Below are 26,379 nucleotides of genomic sequence, written 5' to 3' on the forward strand. Positions count from 1 at the left end.
TTTCTTAGTCATGAAAAATCCCCTCCAAGTAATAGTGTAACATCCATGTATGTACATGGTCTTTTTACACTGTCTACCTAAAGGGGATAATATCACAATTGGACTCTTTTAGAGTTTAGAACAGTTCTTTATTTCTTTAAAAATCGAATCAAACTTCTAATGGCAAAAAATAACGCTATAACCAGAACTATAGAACCAACAACCCATATAGGATTAATGACTGTAGGATTAACTTGTCCATAAATCACTTTCATCACTCCTAGTTCATTTAAGGATTAATAGTGAAAGAACCACCACTGTAATAAATTGTACCCCTTGGGTAAGTATTAGAATACGCAACAGCTGCACTATATCTTTCAGATTCATTGAATTTGCATGATTTTACTTTATCACAAGAAAATATTATAAATATATTTTAATATATTTAATTTGGTAAAATGAAGATTAAAATGTTACTTTTTCTTATTTTTTATATTTTTAACAAAAACCCTTTTTTGTTGGCCAACGAAATATCGATTACCCAACAAAGAACCGTTCCAAAACATCTTTGGAACAGCTCCCCGCATATATCTACTCGTTATACCTCACCGGCTCATTCCGAATAATGAACAAATGAATCGGCAAGAAAACCGAAAACGTGATTGTATGAATGATCGTAAATAGTATGGAATTCGTTCCGTATCTATCCAAAATAGCATAGATAAGATAAATAGACAGTACAAGTGATACAGCTGTTGCTAATATATATAGAATTGGTACGAAATTAAAGATGAAGCATCCAACATATATGCCAAATACTTTCCACCCTGCTTCTTCTTTCAAGAAATCTGGTAATTTATCTTTCGCTAAATCACCCCATATCTTACTATTTATAAACGGAATAAAAGCAAGAACACCATCAGTTGCACCATCATTTTTCGCCATCGTATAAAGTGCAACAGCCGTTAACAAATACGAAATAATTGCCCAAATTATTATAACAAGAATAAACGCAAAACTAAGAGCAAAGAAACCTGCTAGTACGCCTTGATCTTCCATCTTATCCTCTCCTCTCTCTTCTCAACATATTTCATTACAGTGCAAGTTATGTTTTAAAATTTAACCAAACTCTTTGTATAATAAGAAGAGAAAGATAATGAGAGAGGAGCACATACCTATGCATCCATTTGTAAAGGCATTACAAGAGCATTTTACAGCTCATCAAAATCCCGAAAAAGCAGAACCGATGGCACGTTATATGAAAAATCACTTCCCGTTTCTCGGTATTCAAACTCCTGAGAGAAGACAGTTATTGAAAGACATCATTCAAATACATACTCTCCCAGATAAAAAGGACTTCCAAATTATCGTGCGTGAACTTTGGGACCTACCAGAACGTGAATTTCAAGCTGCCGCACTCGATATTATGCAAAAATATAAAAAACACATAAATGAAACTCACATCCCATTTTTAGAAGAACTTATTGTCACAAAATCTTGGTGGGATTCTGTTGATAGCATCGTCCCTACATTTTTAGGTGCTATCTTTTTAAAACATCCAGAATTAATTTCCGCATATATTCCAAAGTGGATTGCATCAGAAAACATATGGTTACAACGTGCCGCTATTTTATTCCAGCTAAAATATAAACAAAAAATGGATGAAGAACTCCTTTTCTGGATTATCGGTCAACTACATTCCTCAAAAGAATTTTTCATTCAAAAAGCAATTGGCTGGGTCCTTCGCGAATATGCAAAAACGAAACCAGATGTAGTATGGGAATACGTTCAAAACAACGAACTCGCTCCATTAAGTAAACGCGAAGCAATTAAGCACATTAAGCAAAATTACGGAATAAATAACGAAAAAATAGGCGAGACTCTATCCTAGATGGGCACGTTCCTCTATTGAGATTTAAAAAAGAACGTGTTAAAATATGTTCATTATTATTAATATAAGTAGCGATGACGGACTTATAAGTACTTGCATAAAAAGCGATTCAGGGATAGTGAAAGCCTGAAGCTGCGAGGAAACGGCAGTCTCGAGCAATACGTGATAAAGTGGATGCACATTTTGTGTATCAACTAGGGTGGAACCGCGGGCAAACGCTCGTCCCTAGGCGATTAAGCCTTGGGATGAGCGTTTTTTTATGTTTTTTAAAGCATATATTGCTCGTTTCCAAAGTACCCATCACGTCATCGCAAATACGTTAACTTTCAAAAGGAGGATTTTATTATGTATTCAATGGAACAAGTTGTAAACTTAGCGAAACATCGCGGTTTCGTTTTCCCTGGTTCTGAAATTTACGGTGGTCTTGCAAACACATGGGATTACGGTCCACTTGGAATCGAATTAAAAAATAACGTCAAAAAAGCTTGGTGGAAAAAATTCATTCAAGAATCTCCACACAACGTTGGTTTAGATGCTGCTATTTTAATGAACCCAAAAACTTGGATCGCTTCTGGTCACGTTGGTAACTTTAATGATCCAATGATCGACTGTAAAAAATGTAAAGCTCGTCACCGTGCTGACAAATTAATTGAAGATGCATTAGACGCAAAAGGTATCGAAATGGTCGTTGACGGTCTTACTTTCGACCAAATGGCTGACTTAATGAAAGAACATGAAGTAAAATGCCCAGATTGCGGTAGCCAAGAATTCACGGAAATCCGTCAGTTCAACTTAATGTTCAAAACATTCCAAGGTGTTACAGAGTCTAGCACAAACGAAATCTTCCTTCGTCCTGAAACAGCACAAGGTATTTTCGTAAACTTTAAAAACGTACAACGCTCTATGCGTAAGAAACTTCCATTTGGTATCGGCCAAATCGGTAAAAGTTTCCGTAACGAAATCACACCTGGTAACTTCACATTCCGTACACGTGAATTCGAACAAATGGAACTTGAATTCTTCTGTAAGCCTGGTGAAGATTTAGAGTGGTTCGCATTCTGGCGTGAAACTTGTAAAAACTGGCTACTTTCACTTGGTATGACTGAAGAAAGCATGCGTCTTCGTGACCACGGTGAAGACGAATTATCTCACTATAGTAACGCGACAACTGATATTGAATTCAGATTCCCATTCGGTTGGGGCGAACTATGGGGCGTTGCATCTCGTACAGATTTCGATTTAAAACGTCATATGGAACACTCTAACGAAGACTTTAACTATATCGATCCACAAACGAATGAGCGTTACGTACCTTACTGCATCGAGCCATCTCTAGGTGCAGACCGTGTAACATTAGCATTCTTATGTGATGCATATGAAGAAGAGCAATTAGAAAACGATTCTCGTACAGTTCTTCGTTTCCACCCTGCTTTAGCACCATATAAAGCAGCTATCTTACCATTATCTAAAAAGCTATCTGAAGGTGCTACTGAAGTATTCGCAGAACTAGCTCAAGACTTCATGGTAGACTTTGATGAAACTGGTTCTATCGGTAAACGTTACCGTCGTCAAGACGAAATCGGTACTCCATTCTGTATCACATACGACTTCGACTCTGTTGAAGACAAAGCTGTTACAGTACGTGACCGTGACACAATGGAACAAGTTCGTATGCCAATTAGCGAACTAAAAGGTTTCTTAGAGAAGAAAATCCAGTTCTAATTATAAAAAAGAGGCAGCTCATCAGAGCTGCCTCTTTTCTATTTTTCACGTTTTTCTTTAATTGCTACTGTACATCTTGATATGCATAGTAAATCATCATTTTCATCAATGATGCGAATATCCCAAACCATTGTCGATTGTCCTCTATGTATCGGTGTTCCAATTGCTGTTACAATTCCATCTTTCTTTGAGCGAATATGATTTGCATTAATTTCTAATCCGAAACAAATACATTTTTCTTGATCAATTAAATTGTATGAACCAACACTTGCCACAGTTTCTGCTAATGCAAGGGATGCACCGCCATGTAAAAATCCAAACGGCTGATGCGTGCGTTCATCAACAGGCATTGTAGCAACTACTTTATCCTCTGTCATTTCTAACAACTCAATTCCAAGCGAATCCATTAAAGTTTTTGACATATTGTTTTCAACCTCTCTCCCTTTAGATCAAATGTATAATTTTACCTGTTTAATTTCAAACTACCTATAACACTTATATAAGGAGGTTTCACCTAAATGAAACAGAAATTTTGTATACTATTGCTTATGTTCTCCTTGCTGACTATTGTACCAAATTGTGCAATAGCAGCCAAAGCATCCAACCTGACAATCAATGTTAAGACTGTAACGCAAAAAGGTAAGAAACCTTATATAGAATATCAAATTAATAGGCCTTCCTTTCACAACTTTTCTGATTCGAAATTTCAAAATAAGCTGAATTCCTATTACAAAAACTCTACTACTAAATTTAAAAGTAAATTAGAAAAAGAAGCGAAGAAATATTATGAAGAAACAGAAGGATCTAGCACACCTTTTCATCCATACGTTGCAAATGTTGACTATAAAGTAGCTTTAAACAAACCACCTTTCCTAAGTCTATATGTGAATTACTATCAATATACAGGCGGAGCGCACGGACTGTATACGTGGAAGGCAAATACATTTGATTTAAACGAAAAAAAATTATTACACTTAGACGATTTATTTCAACAAGAGGATAAATATAAAGAAATAATTCGCACAGAGATTGTAAGACAAATTAAACAAAATGAAAGCATTTATTTTCCTGATGCAGTCGAAAAAGTAACGAGCACTAAAAAGTTTCACTACTTTTTAGAACCGGATAATCTTGTGATTTATTTCCCTTTATATGAAATTGCTCCTTATTCAAGCGGAATTCCGCAGTTTCGTATTCCATACACATTGCTTAGAGACTATTTAAAGCCTTCTTATCAAAATATTTTGATTGACAACAAGTAAATATTTTCGCTACGATAATGTTAACCTAATCACAACTGGAGGTTAACATTATGAAGAAGCTTCATGTTTTAGATTTAGCATTAGCTGCCATGTTCGTCGCTCTTATGGCTATTGGTGCAAATATTGTATCGTGGGCACCATTCTTACAAATAGCGGGCATTCCATTATCTATGCAACCATTTTTCGCAATTTTAGCAGGTCTTCTTCTTGGGAGTAGACTTGGGGCATTATCAATGACTGTTTACATGCTTGTTGGAGTAGCAGGTGCGCCAATCTTCGCTAACTTCAAAGCTGGATTTGGAGCACTTTTAGATCCTACTGGTGGTTTTATTATCGCATTTATTATCGTTGCTTACGTATCAGGAAAACTAGTAGAACAAAAAGAACGACCAACATTCAGCACCTTTGCAATTTCTTCTTTCGTCGGAATCATTTTAACGTATATTATCGGTACTACTTATATGTACGGGGCAGTCAATATTTTCATGGGTGGTAATATGAGTTATAAAGCTGCCTGGATGATTATGATGTGGTTCGCAGTAAAGGATATTGCGTTTACAATTATCGGCGCTATTATCGCACCTCGCATATACTATGCTGTACGTCGTTCCGCTTATCAGCATTCTCATTCGACGATTTCATAATAAACAAGGAGCTGTTCCTATAGGAACAGCTCCTTGTTTATTATATTAAGACTCTTGCTTCATTTGCTCGTCTAAAACTTTCTTCATCATTACTAGCATATCATCACGTAATTCTGGGTGCTGCAATGCCATTTCAATTGTCGTTTGAACGAATCCTAATTTTTCACCAACGTCATAACGCTTTCCTTCAAAATCATATGCAAATACACGTTGAATTTCATTTAAGCTTTGAATAGCATCCGTTAACTGAATTTCGCCACCCGCTCCAACTTGTTGCTGTTCCAAGAACATAAAGATTTCAGGAGTTAAAATGTAACGTCCCATAATCGCTAAGTTTGAAGGCGCAGTACCTTGCGCTGGTTTTTCAACGAATTTACGAACTTGATAACGACGTCCCTCTTGCTCTAACGGATCAATAATTCCGTAGCGATGTGTTTCTGCTTCAGGAACAGTTTGTACACCAATAACAGAAGAAAGTGTTTTGTCATACTCGTCCATTAATTGACGTAAACATGGTTTTTCAGCTTGAACGATATCATCGCCTAATAATACTGCAAACGGCTCATCACCAATGAATTTACGTGCGCACCAAACAGCATGTCCTAATCCTTTTGGTTCTTTTTGTCGAATGTAATGGATATCTACCATTTTAGAAGAAGCTTGTACTTTTTCAAGTAACTCATACTTTTTCTTCTCTAATAAGTTTTGCTCTAATTCAAATGCGTTATCAAAATGATCTTCGATAGAGCGCTTTCCTTTACCAGTAACGATAATAATATCTTCGATGCCTGATTTTACTGCTTCTTCTACGATGTATTGAATTGTTGGTTTATCTACAATTGGAAGCATTTCTTTTGGCATTGCTTTCGTTGCTGGTAAAAAGCGTGTTCCTAATCCCGCTGCCGGGATAATTGCTTTTCTCACTTTTTTCATGACAAATACCCTCGCTTTTCATTCTAATTCTCTTAGTAAAGTGCAAATTTATAACACTCGCTCGTAATAATCCTCTACATCAAACAAAACTACAAGAAAAGAGGAGGCCGTTCTCCGTTCTCCTCTTTTCCTATCAGTAGCATTCTATTCTATTATAAACGATTCATAATATCTTCTTTAATAGTAAGTAACTTTTGTTCACTATTTTGTAAAGAATCATCTTGTACACCAAAGTAGAATTTAATTTTCGGCTCTGTTCCAGATGGACGTAAGCAGAACCAAGAACCATCTTCTAATTGATATTTTAACACATTTGATTTCGGTAAGTGAATCTCTTCCTTATTTCCATCTTGTAACGTTGTAATGATGCTTTCTTTATAATCCTCAACTGCAACGACTGTTAAACCCGCTACTTCTTTCGGAGGATTCTCACGGAATGTTGCCATCATCTTTTGAATCTGTTCGGCACCATCTTTTCCTTTTAACGTTAACGATACAAGGTCCTCACGGAAGAACCCATACTTCTTAAATACTTCTAGCAGACCATCGTATAACGTTTTACCTTGTGATTTGTAGTATGCAGCTACTTCACATGCAAATAGGACGGATTGCACCGCATCTTTATCACGGCAGAATGAACGGATTAAATAACCGTAGCTTTCCTCATAACCGAATTGGAATTCATATTGTCCGCTTTCTTCATACTGTTTAATTTTTTCGCCGATAAATTTAAATCCAGTTAACGTATCAACTGTATCTAAACCGTATGCTTTTGCGATTGTACGGCCAATTTCAGACGTTACGATTGTTTTTAAAACAACACCGTTTTCTGGAAGCGTTCCGTTTTCCTTCTTTTGTGATAATAAGTAATCAAGCATTAACGCACCTGTTTGGTTACCAGTTAATACTTGGAACTCACCATCGTGATTGCGAACTGCTACACCTAGACGGTCTGCATCAGGATCTGTTGCGATTAACACGTCTGCGCCTACTTTTTCACCGTCGCGAATTGCATACTCAAACGCTGCATGCTCTTCTGGGTTTGGTGATTTTACTGTAGAGAAGTTTGGATCTGGTAACTCTTGCTCTTTTACAACTGTTACATCTGTAAATCCAACTTCTTCTAAACCACGGCGTACCGAAATATTTGATGTTCCATGCAATGGTGTAAAGACGATTTTTAAATCTTTTCCTACTTCTTTCACCATCTCTTTATTAATAATGACATTGTTCAATTCTGCTGCATAAGCATCATCTACTTCTTGTCCAATTATATGTAATAAACCGTCAGCTTTTAATTGCTCAACATCAGCAACTTCAACTGTTAATTCATTCTCTACTGCATTTACGTAGCTAATTAACTCATCAGCTTCTTTTGGAGGCAATTGTCCACCATCGTCACCATATACTTTATAACCATTATATTCAGGCGGATTATGGCTTGCCGTAAGAACGATTCCACTTGCTGTATGTAAATGACGAACTGCGAAAGAAAGCACTGGTGTTGGACGTAAGCTTTCAAATACATATGTTGTAATACCGTGTGCACCAAGAGTAGCAGCTACTTCCATTGCGAATTCAGGTGATTTATGACGAGAATCATACGCGACAACAACACCGCGTTTTTTCGCTTCTTCACCTAAGTTTTCAATAAACATAGCCAATCCTTTTGTTGCTTTACGAACTGTATATACATTTAAACGGTTCGTACCAGCACCAAGTTCACCACGCATACCACCTGTGCCGAACTCTAGATTTTTATAAAAGCTATCCTCGATTTTCTTCTCATCTTGCTTCATGTTTTCTAGCTGTTCTTTTAATTCTGCGTCTAATTCTGCATATGAAAGCCAGCGACTAAATTCTTGTTTCCAATTCATACTTCCATCTCCTCTCGCCTGTCGTACCTTCATTATATGAAAAAAACAACCTGAATCTCAATATTTTTTAAAATCTAGCAGGATTTTACTATAAATATTTGTATACACTATGGTTAAATACTCCACCAAAGGGAATGAGGATTATGCAAGAATGGGGCTTGTCAGAAGAGCTCAAAATAAAAACAAAGCAGATGATTGAAATTGCTGAAAAAGAATTATCAAACATGAAGCATGCAATCGATAAAGAAGATGAATGTATTTTATGTAAAATGGAAGATATTCATCATATGTTAACAAATGTACAGACGTTAGCAGCTACATATTATATTCAAGCATATTTATCACCTTATACGGAAAGCTCACATTTCATCACTACAGCTGTCCAACATTTAAGCGCTCGAAAACACGGTGCTCTTATTATTGTGGAACGAAGTGACGCTCTTGATTCTTTCATTCAAACTGGAACGACATTAAACGCACACTTAACCGCGCCACTACTTGAATCGATTTTTTATCCAGGGAACCCTCTTCATGACGGAGCCGTTCTCATTAAAAATAATCATATTGTCTCAGCAGCTAATATTCTCCCATTAACAAAAAGCATGGAAATCAATCCTGAGCTAGGAACACGTCATAGGGCTGCAATTGGCTTATCCGAGAAAATTGATGCACTTATATTAGTTGTCTCTGAGGAAACAGGGCGTACTTCATTCGCTTTAGGCGGGACGTTATATACGATTTCTTTATAGGACGAATCTTTCACTATGTAGCACTTTTTGAAACGGTAAAATAGTAAATGAAATTATATGAACCGTAACTCCAAATATATCGACGTTTCGACAAGGAGTATCGACTTACCGACAAAAACTTACAATAGTCATACCATATCAATAAGAAAAGGCTATCCCAAAAATTTGAGACAGCCTTTTCTTCAAAAATTATTCTTCTCCGAAACGCTCAACAAGTGTTGCAAGTGTACGCACCATTGCACCTGTTGCTCCAGATGGTCCTAAATCATGTGCTCCTGATGTTTCAGATGTTCCAGCGATGTCCAAGTGTACCCATGGTGTTTCTTCTGCAAATTCACCAATGAATGTCCCAGCCATAACCGCATGTCCTTCACGGCCTGGTGAGTTATTTAAATCAGCAAATTTACTGTTTTTGACACGTTCTTTATCACGTTCAAAAATCGGCAATTGCCAAATTGGCTCATCCGTTTCCATAGAAGCCTCTAACACTTGTTCAAACAATTCTTCATTATTTGTCATCGCGCCTGTTGTATGATTTCCAAGTGCAACAATTACACCGCCTGTTAATGTTGCAACATCAACTAAGTAATTTGCGCCAAGTTTCTTCGCATACGTAATACCGTCAGCTAACGCTAGGCGACCTTCTGCATCTGTATTTAATACTTCAATTGTTTTTCCGCTCATAGATGTAATAACATCATCTGGCTTAAATGCTGTACCACTTACAACGTTGTCAGTTGATGGAATAACAGCAATTACATTTTGCTCGGGGCGAAGTTCACCGATGATCTCCATCGCGCCAAGAACAGCTGCAGCGCCGCCCATATCACCTTTCATACCAACCATGCCTTCACGTGGTTTTAAAGAATAACCGCCTGTATCATATGTAATCCCTTTTCCAACAAATCCAATTACATCTTTCCACTCTTCTTTTCCTTTATAAATAAGAGCGATCATTTTTGGCGGTTCAGTAGATCCTTGGTTTACTGCAAGTAATGCACCCATACCAAGCTCTTCCATCTCTTCTTTCTCAAGAACCTTATAATCCATATCGTATTTTTCTGCTAATTCAACTGCATACTCAGCAAGCTTTGTCGCTGTTAATACGTTTGGCGGCATATTTACAAGTGTACGAGCTGAATTTGTTGCACGTCCATGTACGTAGCCAACTGTTAATGCAGCTTCAATTTCTTGTGCATCTTCCGCTGTAATAGCCGTGAACTTCTCTAGTTCCACACGATCCTTTTTATCTGATTTATACGTTTGTAACTCATATGTACCAAGACCTTGTACTTCTGCTGCAATATGAGCTACATCAATCGCATCTAATTTCTCTGTTACGAAAGAATCAAGCAAGATTGCTGCATCTTGTACTTTTGCTGCTTGTAACGCTTTAAACGCCTTACCAAGAGCAGCACGTAACGTTTCCGTTGTATATGACTCTTTCTTACCTAAACCAACAAAATAATAACGTTTAACATTTGTTTTTCCTAAGCTGTGTACTTTTGAAATGGCTTTCTTCTTAGTTGAAAGTTCTTTTTCTTCTAATAAAACTTGTAATTGTCCTTCAAACGCTTTATCCAGTTCTTGTACAAAGCTACTCGTTTTATCTTCTTCAAATAAGGCAACAATTACCACTTCATGACTTACTAATTCTTTTTGTACTCGAAACATGTTCAGACCCCCTAAATTTCTCTACGTCCATTATAACTTTATTTTCGATAAAATGCGACAATTCTAAATTCTGTTATTTCATATAAAGTGAAACTTTAATCAGCCCGCACCAATCGGGCGTTTATGGGCAGCAGGGCTCCCCCCTAACTTCTTTGCCCCAGCTGAATTTTGAGATGGGAGTTTTACCGGCCGCAAATAGCAGGATAAAGATGCTATCTCCAATATCTTCTATGGTGAAATAAGACAAGAAAAAAGTCTAGCGTTATTGCCACTAGACTATCTTTGTTTTAAATATTGTCCACGAAACACTTGCATCGTTTCGTCTTGATTTAACATCGTTAACTCTTCTTCCGAGAACTTGCCATTTCCTATTTTCACTATATACACATTTACTTTTTTCTTACCCCATTGGCTATAAACATCTTTCACCGTATCATAATATAAATCGAGACGATTTCCTTTTATAGCACCGCCCTTATCAGCTACAACACCATATCCGTAACCTGGCACGAATAGAATTGTCCCAAGCGGGAATACGCGTAAATCGGCAGCGATTGTGGAATATAAATCCCTTTTTGCTTTAACACCTGAATATGTAATGCCATACTCTGGATGCCCCGGCCTCTTTCCAGTTGACTCTATACCTGATGTATAACCAGTTGCAGTCATTTCTATAACACGATATTTAGACCAGTCATTTGCCTGTTCTAAAGCATTTATCACTTCTTTACTCGGAGCAACTTTTTTCTCAATTTCTGCTGCATGTACTTCTTTTACACTTGTTCCTTCATATGATCTTATAATCTCTAATAAAGAAACTCCTGTGAAAGCCTGCCATGTTACGCATAATGCGAATGCAAGTAAACAAGTCATCATAATGCGAATACAATATCGTTTTAACATTTTTATATTCCACACTCCTTCATCGTTAATCATTCCCTATACGATGAAGGAATATGCAAAAAAATAATCTCCAAATTGATTGGAGATTAAAACATTTGATATCCACTTTTTCGAAGTTTTTTAATTATGATTCCTGCTAAAGCAGCACCTACTAATCCAGTAGATAGAATAAACACATCTGCGTGTCCTAAATGCGATACACTTGTCCCAAATGAAGAAAATGTTTCTTTTGGCTTTGAAAAATAGTCCCATACACTCGCTTTATTAATAATAAGCATACAAATAATTGGATATACAATAACCATTACCCACGTAGCTCGCAAAATCATGTTGAGTAAAAATCCAATTCCAAAAAATAAAATAAAGAACAACATCATTGAAATAAGTAGTACCGGTATACTCACTTCTTCTCCCTCTCCTTCGCATACGCCGTAAACACATGATAAGCCGTATAACCAAATTGCTCTCCTGGATTTAATGTTTTGTCCATTTCAAAATGCGACTCTGCTCTTCCTTCTAATAAATATTTGATGAGTACAGAAGTATTTTGATCATCTGCAATATTTTCCGGATGTAAAAAAGCTACTTCCGACAATTCTTTCTCCTGTACGATAACGTCTTCTCCCTCTGGCTCTAGAAGAAAAATAATCATATTATCACTAATTTCATTATGAATAACACCTGAGCGAATACCAATGATCCCCTTTACATGAGCAACAATGCCTGTCTCTTCCAATATTTCACGTTTCACAGCTTCATCAACAGTCTCGCCTTCATTAACAAAACCAGCAGGTAAAGACCATTGCCCTTTCAATCCACCGTATTTTTTCTTAACGAATAGCCATCTCCCATCTTCTGTAGCTACTAAGCCACTGACAGCTAACCACACTTTCCCTCGCTTCCCCATGATGTAACCTCCTCCATCAAAACGAACAGAATATTCTTTCTTTTTGTTTATTATACTATATTTTCAATACGAAAAAAGCAGAAACAGCTCATAGCCGTTTCTGCTTTTTCTACTATATATTAAAAGAACTTCAATTTACCTTTTTTAAGAACTAATAAAGGTCCGCCTAGTAAGAATAAGTAACGGTTGTCAATTACTTTCTTCATGAATGAAGCTTTCCAACCTGTTAACTTTTTGCCCATAACAACGCCCATTGCATCGTCATGACCTAATGAACATACAGATCCTTTATTATCAAATGCGAACTTTTTCATTTCACCTTTGCCGCGAACTAACACAGTTAAATTGTGTGCAATATTATAACCTTCTTGAATTGCAATCTGTGCTGTTGGTGGGTATGGACGGTTAATTTCTTCGTTGATGATTAACGCTGCATCACCAACCATGAATACATCTTCATGACCTGGAGCGTGCATGTACTCATCCACTTTAATACGTCCGCGCATTGCTTCAAATCCAGACTCTTCCACAATACCATTACCACGAACACCTGCAGCCCAAACTACAGTTTCAGATTTAAGAAGTTCAGCATCATCACCGTTGGCAACGATAATACCTTCTTCAGTTGCTTCCTTAATTGCTGTACCGATGCGGAATTCTACACCTTTTTTCTCGAGTTGTTTTACAGCGTACTCTACTAATGCTGGATCGAAACCAGGAAGTGCTGTTGGAGCAGCTTCTACACAGATGATACGTGCTTTTTCACGTGGAACATCATACTCTTTGCAAAGTTCAGGAATACGGTTTGCAAGCTCACCTACGTACTCGATACCAGTAAATCCAGCGCCACCAACAACGATTGTTACTAACTCATCACGTTTTTCAGTCGCATATTGAGCGAATTTTTCTTCCATATGCTCACGAATTTGACGAGTTGCATTAATGTTAGTGATTGAGAATGCATGCTCTTTTAATCCTTTAATTCCGAACGTTTCTGATTCGAAACCAAGACCGATTACTAAGTAATCATACTCTAATTCACCATCTTTTAAGATAATACGTTTTTCAGCAGCTTTAATCTCTACTACTGTATCTTGTACAAAGTTCACTTTATTTGTATCGATAACGTCTTGAATATCTAGACAGATTTTATCATCTTGTAATGTACCAGCTGCACTCTCATGTAACCAAGTTGCTTGGTAGTGATAGCTGTTGTTGTTTACTAACGTAATTTCAGCTTCACTTACAGATAATGTTTTTTGCAGACGAACAGTCGTAATCATCCCGCCATAACCTGCACCTAAAACTACGATTTTTGGAGTCTTCACTAAATCACAACCCTTTTCTTTATATAATAGTAATAAAAAATAATACCAAGTACTAAAAAATCTATTTGTCAAGAATGTGGAATTTATCACATTCTATATCATAACAAAACGCAGTCAAAAAATCGTACGAAATTTGTCATAGAAATTTAACATAATACTTCCCTATATTAGTCGGTTTCATTCCATAATTCAAGCACCTAGAGAATTATCAATATTTTAAAATAACATAGCGTTTTCAAGGGTTTTTCAGCCTTTTTTTCATGTATTTTCCTTTCGCTATATTTTATACAATTCTAAAACATCTATGCGAAAACTTACTTATTATTCAGTCGTTTCCAGAAGTATTATTAACTGAAATATGCTATCATTTATTTGAAAGTGTCATCATTTGCAGGATTTTCATGTACATATGAACAATATATGAAATCAATATTAAAATTCCATCATCTATAGGGGGAATGAAAATGACAGAAAATCAAAAAGTTTACGACATAACGATTATTGGTGGTGGCCCAACAGGACTATTCACCGCATTTTATGGCGGAATGAGACAAGCAAGTGTAAAAATTATTGAAAGCTTACCTCAACTTGGAGGGCAATTATCCGCACTATATCCCGAAAAATATATTTATGATGTAGCTGGATTCCCAAAAGTGCGCGCACAAGAGTTAGTTGATAACTTAAAAGAACAAATGAAAAAGTTCGATCCAACCGTTTGCTTAGAAGAAGCTGTTGATACTCTTGAAAAACAAGCTGACGGTATATTTAAGCTTGTTACAAATAAACAAACTCACTACTCTAAATCTGTCATTATTACTGCTGGTAATGGTGCTTTCCAACCACGCCGCTTAGAATTAGAAGGCACAGCAAAATACGAAAAGAAAAACTTACATTATTTCGTTGATGATATGAATAAATTTGCTGGAAAACGCGTCGTTGTATTCGGCGGTGGTGACTCAGCAGTAGATTGGACAATGATGTTAGAACCGATTGCGGACAAAGTTACAATTGCTCATCGCCGCGATAAATTCCGTGCACATGAACATAGCGTAGAAAGCTTAATGAATTCCCGTGCAGAAGTAAGCACACCTTACGTTCCAGTTGAACTTATCGGTGATGATACTATTGAACAAGTTGTTCTTCAGCACGTAAAAACAGAAGAAAAAATTATCATCGATGTTGATGACGTAATCGTAAACTACGGCTTCGTTTCTTCACTTGGTCCAATTAAAAATTGGGGCTTAGATATTCAAAAGAACAGCATCCTCGTGAACTCAAAAATGGAAACAAATATTCCTGGCATTTACGCTGCTGGTGACATTTGTACATATGAAGGAAAAGTAAAACTCATTGCTTGCGGCTTTGGTGAAGCACCGACAGCAGTAAACAATGCAAAAGCTTACTTCGATCCAAACGCAAAACTTCAACCAATGCATAGCTCAAGTATGTTTTAATATAGAAATGAAAAGAGCTCCTTTTACATGAAAGGAGTTCTTTTCATACTCTCTCTTTTCCCTAACTAAAATACATCGCAATTTGATAAAAAACACTATTCCCTTCCAAAATATGTTACAATAAAACAGAACGTACGTTTCATTTAATAAAGGGAGGTTTTATTAATGAAAGAACCTATTATCGTAAAAAAAGAAGCTTTCCAAGCAATCGGTGTTTCTATTACAACTACAAACGAAAAAGAAGCATCAACTGAAGGAAAGATTCCGATGCTTTGGAATCGCTACTTCCAAGAACAAATCATGCATCAAATTCCAAATCAACAAACAAAAGAAACATTCGCTTTCTACTCAAACTACGAATCAGATGAAACTGGTACATATCAATTTACTATTGGCATGCCTGTTTCTTCATTAGAAGACGTTCCTGAAAATATGATAACTTTAACAATACCTACTGCTACGTATGCGGTATTTACAACGAGAAAAGGTCCTGTGTCTGAAGTCGTTTGTGAAGCTTGGGAATATATTTGGCAATGGTCGAAAGAAAACAAGCGTGCTTTTACAACAGACTTTGAGCTTTATGACGAAAATGCAGTAGATCCAAATAACGTACAAGTGGATATTTATATTGCTTTAGCGTGAATGACAAAAAAGAAGATACCCTTTGGTATCTTCTTTTTTGTCGTTAAATAGCCACTGTGCAAATTCATTATTATTGTCTACAATGAGAAAGTGCAGTATAGAAATATTAGAAACTGTATAGAACAATTGTTAATAGGTTTTTCAGTCTAAAATCGGTACATAGAAAGGAAGCACTATGGAGGAACTACAACAAAATAAATCTGCTTTAGAAGGAAGCGGAAAACCGTTATTAAAAAATACGAACTTCCTTTTTCTTTGGGCAGCTACTCTCTTTTCAAGTTTTGCTTTAGCCTTTTTTACTTTTTCACAAACATGGTACATAGCAAAAACATTAAACCTTGAGGCTTCACTCGGTATTGTTTTCGTGGCTCTTAGTGTTCCAAGGCTAATCTTTATGATTATCGGCGGAGCATTAGCTGATAAATTCCCGAAAAAAAATATTATGTTTTACTCTAATATTATTCGCGCTATTCTTGTCGCAACCATTCTCACCTGGTTCATCGTCGGTGATGTAACACTATATACATTTGCTTTGTTCGCTTTGTTCTTCGGGCTTGCTGACGCTTTCTTCTGGTCAGCAGATGGATCTATTCTGCCTGAACTTGTAGAAAAAAGCCGTTTAACACAAGCAAATTCACTTACTCAAATGACAAACCAAGGATCGGTCATCTTGGGCCCTGTACTTGGCGGTATTCTCATTAAATTTACGAACTATGAAACAATCTTTTCAATTACAATCCTGCTACTCATTATCGCTGCAATACTCGTTCAAAAAATACAATTTACAGTACCCGAAAAAAATGAAACAGATAAAGGCATGTTTACTTCTATTAAAGAGGGAATTTTATATGTAAAAGAATCACCATTTCTTTCAACTTTCCTCATATGTAGCGCCTTTTTAAATTTATTTTTAATCGGCCCAATGCAAGTAGGATTTCCGCTCTTCGTCAAAAACGTTCTGCACGGTGATTCACTTCAGTTTAGTTACTTAGAAGCGTCTGTTGGCGGCGGGATGGCGATAGGAGCTGTCATTGTTGGATTAAAAAATATTAATCGTAGACGTGGACTATTTTGCATTATCATGATGCTACTGTCTGGTGTATTCTTCCTAGCCATCAATTTTAGCACCGTACTTTGGCAAGCGTTATTAGCTGGAATGTTTTACGGTATTACAATTGCGATGGCTATCGTTCCACTTATGGCAATGATTCAATCAACAGTAAAAGAAGAGATGATGGGACGCGTTATGAGCTTACTCATGCTTTCATCGATGGGATTCATTCCGCTCTCTTACGCATTTACATCGCTTGCACTTGGGATAGGCATTCCAATTGTAACGGTTATGAAAAGCGGTGCAATCGCTGTTATCGTCTTTGTACTATTTGTAGCAATTCGTGTTCCAGTTGTAAGAAAGTTCGATTAGCTACTTGGAGTCATGTATTATACGCATGACTCTTTTTTAAATGGATCGAATAACGGTATTCCCTTACTTCTTCTTAATGCCGCTCCCCACTCTAATCCAATTTCTAAAAATAAATCTCGCATCGTACTATACAATAATGCTCCAACATCTTTACGAATTTCTCCGTACTTATACGCTCTCACAACACTTTTCACCCGCCAAATTAAATTTCCATACGCTTCTTCATCAGCTAATATCCCCTCTAATAAAGCACCTTGTTCTAGTAATCCGCTCTTTTTATAAGCAAGTTCCACCTTACTCCAAAATATATTAATCTTCTTCGGGTTACTCGTCATCGGCACCAGCGCGTATATAAAAGGCTTCGGTATATCGTGACGACAATACGTTTCATCAAGCTCGTACGTTACTTTTCTTTTCTCTTTTATTTGTGGAATGTTTTTAGAAAGAATTGTTTCCCCCTCATTTTTTTGCTCATTTCCACTACAGCCATCTGCACAATCACCACTTTCACATGCGGACATTTTCATACGGTCATCCATGCGGTCAATTGCAGATTTAAGAAATACATATAAGTTTGCACTATATCCCCCGCGCTTATATCTTTCTTTTGTCGCAACACGCTTTATAATTCCAAGCTCCTCTAGCTTCGCAATCGAGCGACGTACCGTCCGAATACTCTTTCCAATATTCGTCGCAATTGTCTCCATTAACGGACAAGCAACACCAACTGTTTCGTTCTTCTCATTAACCGCATATTTTCCTAAAAAATGAATAACTAAAGAATCAGTCTTATTTAGTTGAAACTGATAACATTTAAAAACTTGTTTTTGATATGCATTAAACTCCTCTTTACTTCGAAATTCACTATATGGTTTCATTAAGTTATATAAGCTTCCCATTTTTATCACCTCATTTATAGGTAAGATTCAGGAAGAGAAATTGGCGTGATATTTAATATTTTTTTACTGGAGATGAAAATATGATTGTAATTAGTGCTTGTTTAGGTGGCATTGCTTGTCGTTATGACGGTAACGATAATCTCGTTTCAAAAATAGAAGAGTTATTACAAAGGGAAGACACCATCCTCGTTTGCCCCGAAGTATTGGGCGGTTTACCGACACCTCGTCCTTCGGCTGAAATTATCGGCGGTAATGGTGATGACGTTTTAGATGGAAAAGCAAAAGTGATGACGAAAGAAGGCCAAGATGTCACGGAGGCTTTCGTGCGTGGTGCTTATAAAGCATTAGAACAAATAAAAGATTTAAACCCAGAATATATAATTTTAAAAGAACGCAGTCCTTCTTGTGGTAGTTCCACTATTTACACAGGGGAATTTAACGGCAATAAGCAAACTGGTTACGGGGTAACAACGGCTTTATTTAAAAGACATGGATTTAAAGTCATTTCAGAAGAAGATTTTGAGAACGAAAAAAGGAATTGACCCTGTTCGTCAATTCCTTTTCCATCTGTCTTATTTCACACCTAATTTTTCTTTCACTTTCGCAGGAAGCTCGTCCTTTTTCACTTCTTCCCAAGCAGTTACACCTTTTTTATCTGAGTGGAATACACGCAAGAAAGCTTCTTTACGAAGATTTTTTTGAGCTGTGAATTCTAATTCTTTCTCTTTACCTTCTTTATCAAAACCAGTTAGTTTATATTGGTAATCTTTATATGGCGCACCATCATTAGATTTACCATTGTACTCTTTTCCATCAACTGTAATTTGAACGTAATACTCATCTTTACCCATACGGTTTAAATCGCAGCCAACTAAAAGGCTTGCAAATACAACTAAAATACTAAAAAGTGCAATATATCTTTTCAATTCCTTCACCTCATATGTTTTTCTTATATTGTTATCTTACAGCCTAAGCTTTAAAGAAGAAATTCAAAAACATGACATAAACATTACACTTTTGTAAGATAGTAAATTAAAACTTTAATCAGTGTTTTTTACCGACACTCATCTAGCCTAGTCATGACAATCTATTAACGCTAATAACGTCTTCCACGCCAATTTTCCCACTTGTCACGAATCTTATCACGTAATTTCCTTATACCGCTTATCACACCTTCTATTACGCACTCTATTATGATATCTATTACAAGGTATCTTACAAATCTAATTATCGGTTTAATCACATATCTTCCTACGAATTCAAAAATATCATCAATCTTGCGTCCCCTCCTCTTCGTACAAACAACTGCTACTTCCCACCTTTTTTGCGTAACCTACGTTCTGTTACAATCGCTGCGCCTACTGCAGTAGCTATCAACAAAAATAGTACGGCGATAGCGTCCACAATGAGGCTATTGAATTTGGACGAAACCCCAACAAATACTAACGCTATCGTTAATACCGCTAGCATAATTATCGTTATCTTATCTTCGTTCATCATTGTCCTCTCCGATTACTCACGGTTCTCTCTCCAAGACTTTATAAAGCCACCGACAACTTTACTGCAATTGTTCCCATAATTAATTTATTATCGTTGTAATCCATCTTCTACTACCTGCGTAACAGTTCCATTCGGTTCGAAGATTACCCGTAATGTTCCTTCGCCGCCATACCCAGTATAGCCGTATACTGAATACGATTTATATTTCTCAATCATACGTGGCTGTCCAATCGTAGCTTTCACCTGATTTGCGGGCATACCTTTTTTGATTTTCAAATAGTGATTATAGTCTACTTCCGCCGAATCGTTATTTACATCTTTATACCACGGTACGCGGTCATTTTTTTCTTCATATTCCTTTACGGGCTCTTCACTGCGTTTCGTAGATACCTTATTCTCTTTATCCGCATCCCTTATAGCAGTACGTTCAATATTCACAACGTAGCCATACGTATTTAATTCAACCATAATTTCATATGTACCATCCGTATCCTTTTCAGTATAAAACACGCGTTTTTCCTTGTTATTATAATGTTTTATGTTCTCACCACCGTAGTCAATCGTATTAAGAATATCCGTATATGTCATGCCTTCCTCAATCTTTTCGGCTTCGTCACGAGAAATATAACGCTTCTGTGATGATGTAGCGTCCTCATATTTAATGCTGTCACCTTTGCTCGTAGTCATATGCGCTTCCTTCTGTTCTTTTAGTACTTCCGCTTCCGATTTCACCTGTTGCTTTGCTCCCGCTTTTGTTAACACGTCAGTATCGTTAGAACAAGCTCCAAATATTGATGCTGTAACCAACGTCATCCCTAATACCAGTACTTTCTTAAATGACTTCATTGTAATTCCTCCGGTAGTTTTTAATTTCTAGTAATCAGCGTATTTTAATTAATATGGAACGAGTCAGTTCTATACAATTCGATATAGCCTGCACCTTCATGCATCCTCTTTAGCCTTCTTCTTGCATATATTCGTTATCTTTGTCATGCTCTTTTTCTTTTTAGCGCAAAAGAAAAGACCTTCCTAACGATTTGGTTTCATCGCTAAGAAGGTCTTTATATGCAACCTACCCATTCAATTTCCACTTAGAATAAAGGGATGAAAAAACTTAGCAATCTTCTGGCTTACCAGCATTCGACGCTGTACGGAAAGATGATCCACATCCACATGATGCGATCGCGTTTGGATTGTCGATTGTGAATCCGCCGCCAAGCATAGATTGCTTATAGTCAACTTTCACTCCCTTTACAATCGGAGCACTTTCTTTATCGATAACAAATTCAACACCGAAAAACTCAAGAACTGTGTCGTCTTCTTTTGGTTCTACTTCAAATCCTAAGCCGTAAGAAAGACCACTACATCCGCCGCCATGTACAGCAAGGCGCACGTACTTCTCTCCATCTTCAGCATCTTTTAACATATCTTTAATTTGAAAAGCTGCTTGTTCTGTTACTTCAATCATGAAATACACCATCCTTTCTGTTCTCATTCTATTATACATCTTTACGCTTCTATCTTGTACTCATACACTCCGCGGCAAATTATTTCCGCAGGTCCTTTCATTAATACATTTCCTTCTTCTGTCCATGCGATCATTAAGTCGCCGCCTGCTAAGTGAACCGTAATTTCTTTACCGTGTTCCATTTTCCCATTTAAAATTGCCGCAACGACAGCTGCGCATGCTCCTGTCCCACAAGCTTGTGTTACACCAGATCCTCGTTCCCAAACGCGGAAATTCATCTCTTCATCATTCAAAATCTCGATGAATTCAACATTCACTCGCTCTGGGAACATTTCATGCGTCTCAAGAACCGGTCCTAACGTTGTAAGAGGCGCTTTTTCTACATCATCAACAAAAATAACCGCATGTGGATTCCCCATTGAAACAGCTGTAAATGCATAACGGTGATTATTGTATAAGAAGTTTTCACGAATAAATGGTGTTTCTCCTTCACCAAGCATCGGTATCTCTTCACGTGTTAAACGAGGTGCCCCCATGTCGATTTTCGCTAATGTAACTTTGTCATCTTCTACCGTTACTTCTGCCGTAACAATGCCCGCTAACGTTTCAATTGTGAAAACTTTACCTTCTACTAGTTTATGCTCATACGCATATTTCGCTACGCAGCGTAAACCATTTCCACAGCTCTTTCCTTCTGAGCCATCGTTATTAAACATGCGCATTTTTACTGGTGCCACGTCAGAAGGACAAATTAAAATCATTCCATCTGCACCAATACCAGTATTAATATTTGAAACCTTTTCCGCTACAATTGCTAAATCTTCTTCTCTAATTTGTTCCTCAAACATATTTACATATATATAACTATTTCCAAGACCATGCATTTTTGTAAAAGAAAATTGGCTCATTTTTATTCACTCCAAAAATAATTTATTATTTCAAGTATAAAATGCATGCTTTTAGAACACAATATGAATGTCCCCCGTTTCTCATATTTGACAGTGTTTTGGCAATAGGCCGTTCTTACACAAATCGTGTAAGAAAAAAGCCCTTCTAAAAGGGCTTTTTTTTTCGAAATAAACACTCCTAATAAAGTGAAACTTTAATCAGTGGGGGGACGGGCAACAGGGCTTCAACCTAACTTCTTTGCTTCAGCTGAATTTTGAGGTGGGAGTCTTACTGCCCGCAAATAGCGGGATAAATGAAAAAAGAAAAACGTTGCCTGTTTGCAACGCTTTAAAACATTGGATTTTCATCCATATAATCATATACATTATTTACAAGTTCTTCTACTGTTGCACCTTGTACAACTTCACCATTTACAAGTGCAAATGGACCTTCAAAACAGATGCCACAATATCCTAAACAACCATATTCCATTACGTCTAAATTAGGATCTTTTTCTAATTTTTCTAAAGCTGCTTGCGAACCGCTTGCAAGGTTACCTACACAAAATTCGATTAATGGTTTAATCAAAACTCTCTCCCCCCTGTATCTCTAAACAAATTACCATTTACTTTATATGGTATGTGCATACCTAATTTGCGAAACGGATAAGTAACCCTCTCTACTTGTTACCATTCCACTTTATTTATAAGAAGAAAACTAAGCTGTTTCTTGTTGTTTTCGTTATATATTCTAAACTATTTAGTTACTTCACTATTTCACTTCATAATAGATGGTCTTCTTTATATAACATACTACTCATAATGAAATAGTAAATAGTAACTAGAAAATGAAAACCACTTACTTTACTTTTCTTCTTATTGTACAACAGAGTATTCATTCATGCATTGTTATTTGTTCACAAATTCGATATAATTTGATTGTGTAAAGTCAAAATATTTTATTAATATAAAATTGTATGATTAGGGGATATTTCAACAGAAAAGGGGTAATCCATCATGAAACACCTCGTACTACTAGGTGGTGGCTACGGTGGAATGAGAATTCTGCAGCGGCTACTTCCAAGCAACCTACTTCCAGATGATGTACAAGTGACATTAATCGACAAAGTACCATATCATTGCTTTAAAACTGAATATTATGCATTAGTTGCGGGTACAATTTCAGAAACGCATATTCGCATACCGTTTCCTGAGCACCCACGTCTCAATATTCAATACGGAACAGTAACAAATATTGACCTCGAAACGAAAGCCGTTCATCTCGATGGCGGTGAAACGATTCAATATGATGATTTAATTATCGGGCTTGGCTGTGAAGATAAATATCATAACGTTCCTGGGGCAAAGGAATATACACATAGCCTACAATCAATTGAACAAACACGTAAGACATATGAACAATTAAATAGCTTAGAACCAAATGCAACAGTAGCTGTCGTTGGGGCTGGTTTAAGCGGCGTTGAAGTGGCAAGTGAACTTCGCGAAAGCCGTTCAGATTTAAAAATCTATTTATTTGATCGAAAAGATAGAATTTTATTCCCATATCCAGAGAAATTAAGTAGATACGTAGAAGAATGGTTTGTAAAACATAAAGTTACCATTATACGAAACTCTAACATTACAAAAGTGGAACCAAACATTGTATACAACCATGATGAACCACTTGAATGTGATGCAATCGTCTGGACAGCTGGTATTCAAGCAAATGAAGTTGTTCGAAACCTTCCAGTAGAACAAGATGGTAGCGGACGGGTTGTTTTAACGAAATATCACAATATTCCAAATAACGAGCACGTTTATGTCGTAGGAGATTGTGCAGCACTTCCACACGCACCATCTGCTCAACTTGCTGAAGGTCAAGGGGAACAAATTGTCCAAATATTATTAAAACGTTGGAATAATGAACCCCTTCCTGATGAACTGCCTGTTATTAAATTAAAAGGTGTTCTCGGTTCTCTCGGCAAAAAACACGGATTTGGTTTACTAGCAAACCAACCATTAATGGGACGTGTACCGAGATTATTAAAATCCGGTCTTCTTTGGATGTACAAATATCATAACGGTTAATACTTTAAAGGCTGCCTACATAGTAGACAGCCTTTTTCTATTCATTTTTTGTAACTACTCAGTCACTCTATGAAAAACCGACAAAAAAGCATTTTTTTAAATGGTCGAGAGGGACTGGCTATGTATAGGATCGGTCAGTGACTTTTCCTGCCACGCGCAAAGTTTTAAAACAAAGAAAAAAGATGTTCCTTCTAAAGAGACTTTATTTTTCTATTTTTCTCTCTTTTTGATACGATATAACTAGAATCAGAAAGGAGCAATTTATGTTTATATTAAAAGACATCACATATAAAGATATTCTACACATTCCTTATTTACAGATTCAAAAAGAAAAAACAACGTGTATTATCGGTGAAAGTGGTAGTGGTAAAAGCACATTACTTCGCATGTTAAACGATTTACAATCACCAACATCTGGCACAATTGAGTATAACGGAAAATCTATTTTAGATTATCCTCCCATTCAATTACGCCGTGAAGTTGTCATGCTCGGACAAACTCCGCCTATTTTTGATGGAACAATTAAAGATAATTTATTAATGGGACTTAGATTTTCTGAAAAGCCATTTCCAAATGACGACGCCCTGCAAGGCGCATTAACGACTGTTAGCCTAGATAAAAAATTAGAAGATAACGCCTCTTCTTTATCAGGCGGCGAAAAACAAAGACTTGCTTTCGCTCGTATTATACTAATGGATCCGCCCGTCTATTTATTAGATGAACCAACTTCGGCACTAGATGGTGACACAGAACGCCGCGTTATGAAACAATTCACTCTACTGGCAAGAGAAAAGAAAAAAACAGTTATCTTCATCACGCACTCGCAACAACTTCCAGAAGAAATCGCAGACGATATTATTGAAATTAGTAAAACAAACGGTGCAACTAGAAAGGAAGTGCTATCAATTGAAGGGCGTTATTGAACTACAAATTTGGCAACTTGCAGCTGCATATATTTTCATCCTTATTTTAATCGGGCTTGTGAAATTAAAAGGAATACCGCGTGAGAAACAAATTACAATTGCTACATTACGCATGACAATTCAGCTCGTACTAGTCGCATATGTTCTTACATACATATTTGAAAATAGTAATCCGTTTTATACAATAGCTCTCATTACTTCTATTACTACATTTGCGATTTTCAACATTTATAAACGAATAAACCTTCCTATGTCAAAAGAATTAAAACGAGTAGCCGCCCTCTCCATGATCGCTGGATCAATTGGCCCTCTTCTACTATTTATCTTTGTCATTATCGGACACGATCCTTGGTATGCTCCGCAGTATATCGTTCCTATTGCCGGCATGCTAATCGGTAACGCTATGACAGGTATTTGCCTCGGGGCAAACACCTTTTTAAACAGTATGAAATCACAAAGAGACCATATTGAAGGTGCACTTATGCTTGGCGCAACTCCAAAACAAGCAGCTGCTCCGCTCATACGGGACGCTTTCGATTCTGCTATTTTACCAACAATTAATTCCATGGTCGGAATGGGAATTATAAGTCTTCCAGGCATGATGACAGGACAAATTTTATCCGGTGTATCACCATTTACAGCTATCCAATATCAAATTGCGATTATACTTGGCATTTCTGGAAGTACAGCTTTCTCTGTTATTATCTTCTTACAGCTTGGGTATAAAACGTTCTTTAATAAGCGGTGCCAGTTGAAAGAAGTTGAAGTACAATCATAAAAAAGACGCTCTGCAAGTTACTTACAGAGCGTCTTTTTTCTTTGCTAATCTTAAGCTTTCTTAACGAACTGTGATTTTAACTTCATAGCTCCGAAACCATCGATTTTACAATCAATATCGTGATCTCCCTCAACTAGACGGATACTCTTTACTTTCGTACCAATCTTTACAACTGAAGAAGTTCCTTTTACTTTTAAATCTTTAATTACAGTAACAGCATCGCCATCTTGAAGAACGTTTCCGTTCGCATCTTTTACAACTTTTGCACCATCATTACTTTCAGCTTCCGCTTCTTGACCCCACTCATGGGCACATTCTGGACATACGAAAAGAGCGCCATCCTCATACGTATATTCTGAATTACATTTTGGACAATTTGGTAAAGTAGCCATAAATTCATTTCCTCCGTTCATTATTTATACGTAAAAATCAAAATTGATGTTTACAT

General features: G+C 36.8%; 30 protein-coding genes. 12 read left to right on the forward strand and 18 right to left on the reverse strand.

What is annotated here, in order from left to right; all coding sequences use genetic code 11:
* Positions 1-570 precede the first annotated feature (570 nt).
* Positions 571-1,038 carry a hypothetical protein gene (locus tag DET63_RS26680; RefSeq protein WP_113938356.1) on the reverse strand — a complete coding sequence of 156 codons (468 nt, stop codon included), beginning with the start codon at positions 1,036-1,038 and terminating at the stop codon, positions 571-573.
* A gap of 118 nt (positions 1,039-1,156) precedes the next feature.
* Between DET63_RS26680 and DET63_RS26685 the strand changes: the two genes are divergently transcribed.
* Both DET63_RS26685 and DET63_RS26690 read left to right on the forward strand, forming a co-directional pair.
* Positions 1,157-1,870 (forward strand): DNA alkylation repair protein, encoded by a 714-nt coding sequence (locus DET63_RS26685; protein ID WP_113938357.1) that lies wholly within the window; start codon positions 1,157-1,159, stop codon positions 1,868-1,870.
* Between the two features lie 345 nt (positions 1,871-2,215).
* Positions 2,216-3,592, forward strand: a complete 1,377-nt coding sequence (locus DET63_RS26690) for a glycine--tRNA ligase (protein WP_113938358.1) — start codon at positions 2,216-2,218, stop codon at positions 3,590-3,592.
* Between the two features lie 38 nt (positions 3,593-3,630).
* On the opposite strand, the gene DET63_RS26695 is transcribed toward DET63_RS26690, so the two are convergent.
* The gene (locus DET63_RS26695) at positions 3,631-4,014 is read right to left on the reverse strand and encodes a hotdog fold thioesterase (RefSeq protein ID WP_113938359.1); all 384 of its coding nucleotides are present in this window, start codon (positions 4,012-4,014) and stop codon (positions 3,631-3,633) included.
* Between the two features lie 96 nt (positions 4,015-4,110).
* Here DET63_RS26695 and DET63_RS26700 point away from each other — a divergent pair, with 96 nt between their 5' ends.
* Both DET63_RS26700 and DET63_RS26705 read left to right on the forward strand, forming a co-directional pair.
* Positions 4,111-4,854 carry a DUF3298 and DUF4163 domain-containing protein gene (locus tag DET63_RS26700; RefSeq protein WP_002089296.1) on the forward strand — a complete coding sequence of 248 codons (744 nt, stop codon included), beginning with the start codon at positions 4,111-4,113 and terminating at the stop codon, positions 4,852-4,854.
* A gap of 50 nt (positions 4,855-4,904) precedes the next feature.
* Positions 4,905-5,498 (forward strand): biotin transporter BioY, encoded by a 594-nt coding sequence (locus DET63_RS26705; protein ID WP_002015867.1) that lies wholly within the window; start codon positions 4,905-4,907, stop codon positions 5,496-5,498.
* 45 nt (positions 5,499-5,543) lie between these two features.
* Here DET63_RS26705 and galU read toward each other — a convergent pair whose 3' ends face one another.
* Together galU and DET63_RS26715 are read right to left on the reverse strand one after the other, a co-directional pair.
* Entirely contained in the window at positions 5,544-6,431 is an 888-nt protein-coding gene (gene galU, locus DET63_RS26710; RefSeq protein ID WP_002015869.1) for a UTP--glucose-1-phosphate uridylyltransferase GalU, read from the reverse strand.
* A 152-nt stretch (positions 6,432-6,583) separates the two neighbouring features.
* Complete coding sequence (locus DET63_RS26715) at positions 6,584-8,308, reverse strand: phospho-sugar mutase (protein ID WP_113938360.1); 1,725 nt, start codon at positions 8,306-8,308, stop codon at positions 6,584-6,586.
* Between the two features lie 143 nt (positions 8,309-8,451).
* Between DET63_RS26715 and cdaS the strand changes: the two genes are divergently transcribed.
* On the forward strand, positions 8,452-9,057 hold the full coding sequence (gene cdaS, locus DET63_RS26720) for a sporulation-specific diadenylate cyclase CdaS (RefSeq protein WP_002067925.1): 606 nt from the start codon (positions 8,452-8,454) through the stop codon (positions 9,055-9,057).
* A 189-nt stretch (positions 9,058-9,246) separates the two neighbouring features.
* Here the strand turns inward: cdaS and pepA are convergent, their stop codons facing one another.
* From pepA to DET63_RS26745, 5 genes are all read right to left on the reverse strand, one after another.
* Positions 9,247-10,731: a cytosol aminopeptidase gene (gene pepA / locus DET63_RS26725; protein ID WP_113938361.1), complete on the reverse strand. Its 1,485-nt coding sequence runs from the start codon at positions 10,729-10,731 to the stop codon at positions 9,247-9,249.
* A 276-nt stretch (positions 10,732-11,007) separates the two neighbouring features.
* Positions 11,008-11,634 (reverse strand): 3D domain-containing protein, encoded by a 627-nt coding sequence (locus DET63_RS26730; RefSeq protein ID WP_002143595.1) that lies wholly within the window; start codon positions 11,632-11,634, stop codon positions 11,008-11,010.
* An 86-nt stretch (positions 11,635-11,720) separates the two neighbouring features.
* On the reverse strand, positions 11,721-12,038 hold the full coding sequence (locus DET63_RS26735; protein WP_002089308.1) for a YuiB family protein: 318 nt from the start codon (positions 12,036-12,038) through the stop codon (positions 11,721-11,723).
* Positions 12,035-12,541 (reverse strand): NUDIX hydrolase, encoded by a 507-nt coding sequence (locus tag DET63_RS26740; protein WP_002015875.1) that lies wholly within the window; start codon positions 12,539-12,541, stop codon positions 12,035-12,037. Before DET63_RS26740 ends, DET63_RS26735 begins: the two co-directional genes overlap by 4 nt.
* A 119-nt stretch (positions 12,542-12,660) precedes the next feature.
* Positions 12,661-13,869, reverse strand: coding sequence for an NAD(P)/FAD-dependent oxidoreductase (locus tag DET63_RS26745; RefSeq protein ID WP_002067919.1), 1,209 nt, complete (start codon positions 13,867-13,869; stop codon positions 12,661-12,663).
* A 464-nt stretch (positions 13,870-14,333) separates the two neighbouring features.
* On the opposite strand from DET63_RS26745, the gene DET63_RS26750 reads away from it, so the two are divergent.
* The 3 genes from DET63_RS26750 (at position 14,334) to DET63_RS26760 (ending at position 17,388) form a co-directional block, all read left to right on the forward strand.
* Positions 14,334-15,323, forward strand: a complete 990-nt coding sequence (locus tag DET63_RS26750) for an NAD(P)/FAD-dependent oxidoreductase (RefSeq protein WP_061690105.1) — start codon at positions 14,334-14,336, stop codon at positions 15,321-15,323.
* Between the two features lie 165 nt (positions 15,324-15,488).
* Positions 15,489-15,965, forward strand: a complete 477-nt coding sequence (locus DET63_RS26755; RefSeq protein ID WP_113938362.1) for a GyrI-like domain-containing protein — start codon at positions 15,489-15,491, stop codon at positions 15,963-15,965.
* Positions 15,966-16,140: 175 nt separating this feature from the next.
* Positions 16,141-17,388: an MFS transporter gene (locus DET63_RS26760; protein WP_098168722.1), complete on the forward strand. Its 1,248-nt coding sequence runs from the start codon at positions 16,141-16,143 to the stop codon at positions 17,386-17,388.
* 17 nt (positions 17,389-17,405) lie between these two features.
* Here the strand turns inward: DET63_RS26760 and DET63_RS26765 are convergent, their stop codons facing one another.
* The gene (locus tag DET63_RS26765; protein WP_113938363.1) at positions 17,406-18,287 is read right to left on the reverse strand and encodes a helix-turn-helix domain-containing protein; all 882 of its coding nucleotides are present in this window, start codon (positions 18,285-18,287) and stop codon (positions 17,406-17,408) included.
* An 80-nt stretch (positions 18,288-18,367) separates the two neighbouring features.
* Here DET63_RS26765 and DET63_RS26770 point away from each other — a divergent pair, with 80 nt between their 5' ends.
* Positions 18,368-18,829, forward strand: coding sequence for a 2-thiouracil desulfurase family protein (locus DET63_RS26770; protein WP_002139334.1), 462 nt, complete (start codon positions 18,368-18,370; stop codon positions 18,827-18,829).
* A 30-nt stretch (positions 18,830-18,859) separates the two neighbouring features.
* On the opposite strand, the gene DET63_RS26775 is transcribed toward DET63_RS26770, so the two are convergent.
* The 7 genes from DET63_RS26775 to DET63_RS26805 form a co-directional block, all read right to left on the reverse strand.
* Positions 18,860-19,213: a YxeA family protein gene (locus tag DET63_RS26775; RefSeq protein WP_113938364.1), complete on the reverse strand. Its 354-nt coding sequence runs from the start codon at positions 19,211-19,213 to the stop codon at positions 18,860-18,862.
* 170 nt (positions 19,214-19,383) lie between these two features.
* Complete coding sequence (locus DET63_RS30860) at positions 19,384-19,563, reverse strand: hypothetical protein (protein ID WP_113938365.1); 180 nt, start codon at positions 19,561-19,563, stop codon at positions 19,384-19,386.
* A 32-nt stretch (positions 19,564-19,595) separates the two neighbouring features.
* Positions 19,596-19,787, reverse strand: a complete 192-nt coding sequence (locus tag DET63_RS26785) for a hypothetical protein (protein WP_016093487.1) — start codon at positions 19,785-19,787, stop codon at positions 19,596-19,598.
* 87 nt (positions 19,788-19,874) lie between these two features.
* On the reverse strand, positions 19,875-20,633 hold the full coding sequence (locus DET63_RS26790; protein ID WP_113938366.1) for a hypothetical protein: 759 nt from the start codon (positions 20,631-20,633) through the stop codon (positions 19,875-19,877).
* A 268-nt stretch (positions 20,634-20,901) separates the two neighbouring features.
* On the reverse strand, positions 20,902-21,255 hold the full coding sequence (locus DET63_RS26795; protein WP_002034566.1) for a HesB/IscA family protein: 354 nt from the start codon (positions 21,253-21,255) through the stop codon (positions 20,902-20,904).
* 41 nt (positions 21,256-21,296) lie between these two features.
* The gene (gene dapF / locus DET63_RS26800; RefSeq protein ID WP_002015893.1) at positions 21,297-22,163 is read right to left on the reverse strand and encodes a diaminopimelate epimerase; all 867 of its coding nucleotides are present in this window, start codon (positions 22,161-22,163) and stop codon (positions 21,297-21,299) included.
* Between the two features lie 328 nt (positions 22,164-22,491).
* Positions 22,492-22,731, reverse strand: a complete 240-nt coding sequence (locus DET63_RS26805; protein WP_002015892.1) for a YuzB family protein — start codon at positions 22,729-22,731, stop codon at positions 22,492-22,494.
* Positions 22,732-23,159: 428 nt separating this feature from the next.
* Here DET63_RS26805 and DET63_RS26810 point away from each other — a divergent pair, with 428 nt between their 5' ends.
* The 3 genes from DET63_RS26810 (at position 23,160) to DET63_RS26820 (ending at position 25,931) form a co-directional block, all read left to right on the forward strand.
* On the forward strand, positions 23,160-24,230 hold the full coding sequence (locus DET63_RS26810; protein WP_113938367.1) for an NAD(P)/FAD-dependent oxidoreductase: 1,071 nt from the start codon (positions 23,160-23,162) through the stop codon (positions 24,228-24,230).
* A gap of 263 nt (positions 24,231-24,493) precedes the next feature.
* Entirely contained in the window at positions 24,494-25,153 is a 660-nt protein-coding gene (locus DET63_RS26815; RefSeq protein ID WP_002034567.1) for an ABC transporter ATP-binding protein, read from the forward strand.
* Complete coding sequence (locus DET63_RS26820) at positions 25,137-25,931, forward strand: ABC transporter permease (protein WP_002191065.1); 795 nt, start codon at positions 25,137-25,139, stop codon at positions 25,929-25,931. Before DET63_RS26815 ends, DET63_RS26820 begins: the two co-directional genes overlap by 17 nt.
* Positions 25,932-25,981: 50 nt before the next feature.
* On the opposite strand, the gene phnA is transcribed toward DET63_RS26820, so the two are convergent.
* Entirely contained in the window at positions 25,982-26,323 is a 342-nt protein-coding gene (phnA, locus tag DET63_RS26825; protein ID WP_002089332.1) for an alkylphosphonate utilization operon protein PhnA, read from the reverse strand.
* Between the last annotated feature and the right edge of the window lie 56 nt (positions 26,324-26,379).

The organism is Bacillus sp. DB-2 (assembly GCF_003315125.1).
GTDB lineage: Bacteria > Bacillota > Bacilli > Bacillales > Bacillaceae_G > Bacillus_A > Bacillus_A mycoides.